We start from the raw sequence: 801 nt of genomic DNA, 5'->3' as shown, positions 1-801 counted from the left end.
CGAGGCTGCATGAACCCGCTGGACAACCTCGACCTGTTTCGACTGGTCTACAGGAGCCGCAGCACGTTCGAAGGAACCGCTGAGGAGGTGCAGCGGGCAATCGACAAGACCCTGACTACATCGCAGAGCAGGAACGCAGAGGCCGGCATCACGGGCACGCTCCTGTTCACGCGCCTGTTTTTCGTGCAGGCCCTGGAGGGCCCTGCCGCCGCCGTGGAGGCGATCTTCGACCGGATCTGCTGCGATCTGCGTCATGTCAACGTCGAGGTCGTTGAGTGCGGGCCGGTTCTAGAGCCGATCTTCGGCGAAGATCCGATGAGCTACCTCGTTCCAGATGCGGGCTCCGGAGCATTGGTCGAGCGCGTCGAGCACGATACGGACTTAGCTGATGCTGCCGCCGCTGCGATGAAGCTGATGGTTGCTCTGATCCGACCAGAGCAGTGCAATGGTGGTTCGACGCTGCTATCTGCAGCTTGAGATTATCCGAGCATTCCACCGGCTCGGCGTTCGATATATCGTCCGGCAGTAGACCCTCACCGCATAGCTCGACCCGTGCCACCACCCGCGTGGATTCGGGACCGGGCCTCTTGGTCAAGGTCGACCGCTGCCCTCGGCAGCTCCTTTTCTGCCCCGAGCATGCCCCCGGCGCGTCGCCTTTTAGGGCGTGTCGCAAACCCGGCTGTGAGCCGCGGAAGGGCGTCTACCGTCTCGCTTTCATGCTTTGTTCGTGACAGGAAGGCCGAAGCAGCAGGCGAGCAGCTGGTTCTGCTCGCGCACGGTCCAGATCCCCGCAAACCCGAA

General features: G+C 62.7%; 1 protein-coding gene and 1 pseudogene. One reads left to right on the top strand and one right to left on the bottom strand.

Going from position 1 to position 801, the window contains the following annotated elements; all coding sequences use genetic code 11:
• Positions 1-477, top strand: a 477-nt coding sequence (locus tag MKL01_RS01475) for a BLUF domain-containing protein (protein WP_243903467.1), incomplete at its 5' end; no start/stop codon positions are given.
• Between the two features lie 237 nt (positions 478-714).
• Here the strand turns inward: MKL01_RS01475 and MKL01_RS01470 are convergent.
• Positions 715-801, bottom strand: a pseudogene (locus MKL01_RS01470) (IS6 family transposase); the annotation flags it as partial.

This window comes from Methylobacterium sp. J-070 (assembly GCF_022829385.1).
Lineage (GTDB): Bacteria > Pseudomonadota > Alphaproteobacteria > Rhizobiales > Beijerinckiaceae > Methylobacterium.
This window is presented reverse-complemented; position numbering and strand designations above follow the sequence as displayed.